Below are 5,602 nucleotides of genomic sequence, written 5' to 3'. Positions count from 1 at the left end.
CGACTTTTTCCACGTCGTGCGACGCGAAGTCGCAATGTGTGAGTGAGCCGAACGAAAGGAGGGTCGACGTGGTCGACGATTCGGCTCCGGGCTAGTGCTCACAGCCCGTCCCCGCCTCTGGCATGCGTCGTGTGTGCATTCCATGCACGGGGTGTGAAGCCCGGAGGGAAGCCCAAGGGCCGGTGATCCATCCACGGGCTACAGGCAAGGGGAAGACCGGAAGGGTGAATAAGGTGAATCCTTGATGGAAGCCCCGTTAAGAAAGAACGCCGACGATGGGACGCTGGTTCGGCGGTTAGGGCCTGCCGTTGGGAAGCGGCGGTGGCAGCTGGGGGGATGTGCCTGGCTGTGCGGGTACCACGGCCCCGGGGTACAGAGGACACCCGACACCGGCCGTATCTCACACGTGCGGAACACGGAAACCGTGCGCCACGAGGCGCCATGGCACCAAGTGGAGGTGGAAGACCTCGCCGCTGGGCTGTCGCAGCAGCCTAGCGAAGCTGGGCGCAGCCTGATCCGGGAGACGCCGGGGAGGGCGGGAGCAGCGCCGACAAAGCCGGGACGGCCTGGGACTGTCAGACGGGTCGGGTCCGGCGAGCGTGACCGGACGGTGCACGAGAGGAATCAGTGATTGAAACCCCGTAAGCGTTCCACCGGGTCAAACCTGGCAGATATGGCCCGGGTTTGCAGCGCGTGGCCGGGCCAACAGGTGCCGGCCAACTCCGTAGCCGGTTGGTTTTGCCGGGGAGGAGGCCACGTTGAATGTCTGCGGCGTAGGCGTGGCGAGGCTGCCGGGGTAGAGCTGGGCACCAAGCCGGTCGATTGGGTCATGGTGAACGTGGGAACCGTCGGGCATCGCTCCACGGGCCGGTATTCCGTGCCGGTGCCGGGGATAGGTGCGTCGTCAGCCAAAGGTGTCGGGCGGGGCGGAGTCGTCGTAGTAGTCCGAGCGCGGGAAAGCCGCGTACACGGCCAAGGACGGCAGCAGGTTATGGCAGATCGGAGAATGGTAATGCCAGGAGTTCGCCGGTGAACATCGGTGATCTGGTGTCGTCGCCCGAAGTGGCGGTGGCGCGGGTACTGGGAATGCAATCGAAGCTGCACCGATGGGCCGGCGAGGACGGGAGTCGTCGGTTTGACGATTTGTACAATCTGGTGGCTGACCCGGCGTTTCTGGTGGTTGCGTGGCGCCGGGTCCGGGGTAACACCGGGTCACGCACGGCGGGTGTCGATGGACGAACCGCGTATGACATCGAGTCCGAGCGTGGCGTGGAGGCGTTCTTGAGCGAGGTTCGGGATCAGCTCAGGTCCCAGACGTTTCACCCGCTGCCGGTTCGTGAGCGGCTCATCCCGAAGGCGGGTGGGAAACTCCGCCGCCTAGGGATACCCACGATCGTCGACCGGGTCGTTCAAGCTTCGCTGAAGCTGGTTCTTGAGCCCATTTTCGAGCGGGACTTCCAGCCGTGCTCGTACGGGTTCCGTCCGAAGCGGCGCGCGCACGACGCAATCGCTGAGATCCGTCACTTCGGGGACCGCTCTTACGAGTGGGTCGTCGAGGGCGACATCGAAGCTTGTTTCGACTCGATTTCGCATTCGGCTCTTATGGGTCGAGTGAGGAGGCGGGTCGGAGACAAGCGGCTGCTCGCGCTGGTGAAGGCGTTCTGTAAGGCCGGGATCCTGACCGAGTTCGGCCAGCAGGAGAAGACACTTGCGGGTACTCCCCAGGGTGGGATACTTTCGCCGTTAATGGCGAACATCGCCCTGTCGGTTCTCGACGAATACTATGCCGAGGAATGGCAGAGCAAGATGGGAACCAACTACGAGCGTGTGCGGTTACGCCATCAGGGCCGGCCTACTTGGCGACTTGTCCGCTTCGCGGACGACTGGGTCGCGTTGGTGGCCGGTACCCGGGCTCACGCCGAGGCGCTGCGCGACGAAATAGCCGCGGTGCTGGCGCCGATGGGCTTGCGCCTGTCTCCGACCAAAACTGTGGTGGTCCACCTGGAGCAAGGGTTCGACTTCTTGGGGCACCACATCCAGCGGCGCTACAAGAGGGGAACCGGCAAACGCTACGTCTACACCTACCCCGCCAAGGACCGGCTCGCCGCCCAGAAGCGGAAGGTAAAGGCGCTCACCCGCCGGAACGAACACCCTGACCTAAGAACCCTGCTCGCCGCATTGAACCCGGTGCTGCGGGGCTGGTGTAATTACTTCAGGCACGGTGCGTCGAAGGAAACCTTCAGCTACCTCGCACACTACACGTGGTGGCGGGTAGCGCGGTGGATACGAAAACGGCACAAGCGCCTCTCCTGGAGTCAACTGCTGCGACGGTATTTCCACGACAAATGGACAGTCGCAGCGGACGGGGTCACAATGTTCGACTGCGCCACGACACCGATCACACGGTATCGCTACCGCGGCGCGCGTATCCCGACACCCTGGTCACCTGTCGTTGCTTGACCCGACGGCATGAGCCTGTGGAGAGCCGGATGTCGCGAGAGTGACAAGTCCGGTTCGGAGAGGCGGGCCGGGGAAACGGGCTGGCCGCAAGGCAAGCACCGCGCCCCGGTCCGACCTCTACTCGCTACGGTCCGGGGAAGCTGACCTTTCCCCGGTAAGCCGACCGCAAGGGGGGCCGAATCCCGTGGCGGGACAGGATGGCTCGAGAAGCGAACGGCGGCACGCCGAAAGGCGACAGGAAAGCGGGCACGCATGGCTGGACCTCCACCCGGCCGTGTCCGTATAACTGGCCGCATACCAGGCCTGGTGCCTGGGTCCGAAAGGAAGCTGACGCGAGCCGGGTAGCCCTTTGAACGAGTCGATGCCCACGAACCGCCCCAATCCGAGGAGCATGTTAGGCGCCATGGAACAGGACATGACCACCACCGCCGTCGACATGGCGGCGGCCGGCGTGTCCCACGCCTTGGTGAACGGATCCGAGGAGCCACTCGACTGGGACGCCATTGACTGGCGGGCCGAGGAGAGCAAGGTACGGCGGCTACGGCAGAGGATCTTCAAGGCGACGCAGGCAGGCGACTGGAAACAGGCTCGCAACCTGCAGAAGCTCATGCTGCGCAGCCGAGCCAACACGCTGGTCAGCGTGCGGCAGGTGAGCCAGCGCAACACCGGCCGCCGTACCGGTGGCGTCGACGGGCAGGTCGCCCTGACCTCCCGGGCCCGAGCCGACCTGGCGATGCTTCTGCACCGCCAGGCCACGCCCGGCCAGGCGCTGCCGGTGCGGCGGGTGTACCTACCGAAAAGAGGCGGAAAACAACGCCCGATCGGGATACCTGTCATCGCCGACCGTGCCCAGCAGCAGCGGGTGCGTAACGCGTTGGAACCCGAGTGGGAGGCTCGGCTGGACGCCCGACAGTACGGCTTCCGACCGGGCCGCGGCTGCCACGACGCGATCGAAATGATCTGGAACGTTGCACGCGGGAGAAACACCCGCACCTGGATCCTGGACGCGGACCTGGAAGCCGCATTCGACCGACTCGACCACAACCACCTACTCGAAAGGCTCGCAGGTTTCCCCGCGAGGGAACAGATCCGAGCCTGGTTGAAGGCCGGTGTGGTCGACAAGGGCCGGTACACCCCGACCAGGCAAGGCTCTCCACAAGGCGGGGTCATTTCACCGTTGCTCTTGAATATAGCGCTCCAGGGCATCGAGGAAGCCGCCGGAACCAGGTATAAAAGAAACGGAGTAACGCAACGGGGAACCCCTGCCGTGATCGTCTACGCGGACGATCTGGTGGCCCTGTGCCACAGCCGCGAGCAGGCCGACCTGGTTCAGGAACGACTCACAGCATGGCTGGCGCCGAAAGGTCTCCGCTTCAACCCGGCGAAGACCCGCATCGTCACCATTGAAGACGGGTTCGACTTCCTGTCCTTCAACGCCCGGCGATACCACACCGCCGACGGCCCGAAACTGCTGATCAAACCCAGCAAGGAGTCGCTGGTCACCATCCGGCGGCGGCTGAAGGCAGAGATCCGCGCTCTGCGCGGCCATTCGGCAGCGGACGTGGTCCACCGCCTCAACCCGATCATCCGGGGACAAGCGGCCTACTACCGCAGCGGAGTGTCGAAGGTGGCGTTCGCCGCCCTCGACCACTGGCTCTGGAACCGGCTCCACAGCTGGGCCCGCCGCCAGCACCAGCGGAAAAACCGCAGGTGGGTCGCGCGACGCTACTTCGGCCGCCACCACCCGTCCAGGAACGACAAGTGGGTCTTCGGCGACCCGAAAACCGGCGCCTACCTCCACCGATACTCCTGGACCCCGATCGTCCGGCACGTCCCCGTCGCGGGCCGGTCGTCTCCTGATGACCCCGCCCTGACCCGGTACTGGGCCAACCGGCGCAGCCGGCACAACCGCCGGCACCCGCCACTGGCCCCGACCACCGGGCGCGCCCTGCGCGCCCAAACAGGGCGATGCGCCCGCTGCGGGGACCATCTGCTCCACCCCGGGGACCCGCCCGACTCCCTCCACCAGTGGGAGACGTGGTTCCGCGCCGCCCGCACCGCGACTATCAGCACGGCGGTCACGGTGCCCGGCGCCCCCGACCAGGCCGGCGATCGACACCGCCTCGTACACGCCAGCTGCCACCGCCGACATCCAGCCGGCCAGACAGCCGACACGGACAGCAATCTGTAGGGCCTGCCCGCCCACGCGGGCCGCCTGAGCCCGGTGCCGCGACGAGTGGCACGCCGGGTGTGCGCCGTGAGGCGCTCTGTTGTATCCCCAGCGCAGCTGGGATGGATTCGGAGGAGGATCCTTGGGTTCGCTGGCTTACCTTGATCCGAAAGGTGAGGGGGACAGCAGCATGCCAGGAGACGGCGGGCGTCGCGAAGGCGTCGAAGGCGGGCCGCCGTTGAACCCGCGTGATATGGCGAAAGCTGGATTGCCTGAATTCCAATCTCCAGACGGTAGATGTGCGGACCCATCGGAAAGACGTCTGAAACCGATGCCACGACCTGCGCTGGCCAGAACCCGTGGGCTGGTGCAACCTCCGGGACGTGGGCGATGCCCTGCGAGGGCATTCAAGGAGATGAGTGGAACGCCTAAGTCGCGCTCGATACGTACAGCAGGGACGTACCACGGGATCGCCTAAGGGGCGCGAGCCCTAAGGTGACGGAGTTCCCATAGTAGTCGTGGGAGTCACGCCCCACCAGGGACGGCATGAAAGATGCCGACAGGGCGAAGGGGAACAGGTGGCTGGACATTACAAGGACGGGAGGTATGCGTAATGCAGAGCGCCGAAACGGTCCTGGGTGTCCTCCGTGAACGTGGAAGGAGAGGGCTGCCGCTGGAGCGGGTGTACCGACAGCTGTTCAACCCGGACCTATACCTGCTCGCCTACGGGCGTCTGTACTCCAACAAGGGGGCGATGACGCCCGGGGTGACCGGGGAGACCGTGGACGGCATGTCGCTGGCGACCATCGAACGCATCATCCATGCGATGCGCCGCGAGCGCTACCGATGGAAACCGGTGAAGCGGGTGCACATCCCGAAAAAGAACGGGAAGAAACGCCCGCTGGGCCTGCCTACCTGGTCGGACAAGCTGGTCGCCGAGGCCGTGCGTCTCCTGCTGGAGGCGTACTACGA

2 protein-coding genes and 1 pseudogene are annotated in these 5,602 nt (G+C 65.4%); all 3 read left to right on the top strand.

What is annotated here, in order from left to right; translation table 11 throughout:
- The first annotated feature begins 1,029 nt into the window (after positions 1 to 1,029).
- Entirely contained in the window at positions 1,030 to 2,460 is a 1,431-nt protein-coding gene (gene ltrA / locus QOZ89_RS46720) for a group II intron reverse transcriptase/maturase (RefSeq protein WP_312630362.1), read from the top strand.
- A 415-nt stretch (positions 2,461 to 2,875) separates the two neighbouring features.
- Complete coding sequence (locus QOZ89_RS46715) at positions 2,876 to 4,651, top strand: reverse transcriptase domain-containing protein (RefSeq protein WP_312630361.1); 1,776 nt, start codon at positions 2,876 to 2,878, stop codon at positions 4,649 to 4,651.
- A 592-nt stretch (positions 4,652 to 5,243) separates the two neighbouring features.
- Positions 5,244 to 5,602, top strand: a pseudogene (locus QOZ89_RS46710) (maturase); the annotation flags it as partial.

It is taken from the genome of Pseudofrankia coriaricola (genome assembly GCF_032027725.1).
In the GTDB taxonomy this organism is placed as follows: Bacteria; Actinomycetota; Actinomycetes; order Frankiales; family Frankiaceae; genus Pseudofrankia.
This window is presented reverse-complemented; position numbering and strand designations above follow the sequence as displayed.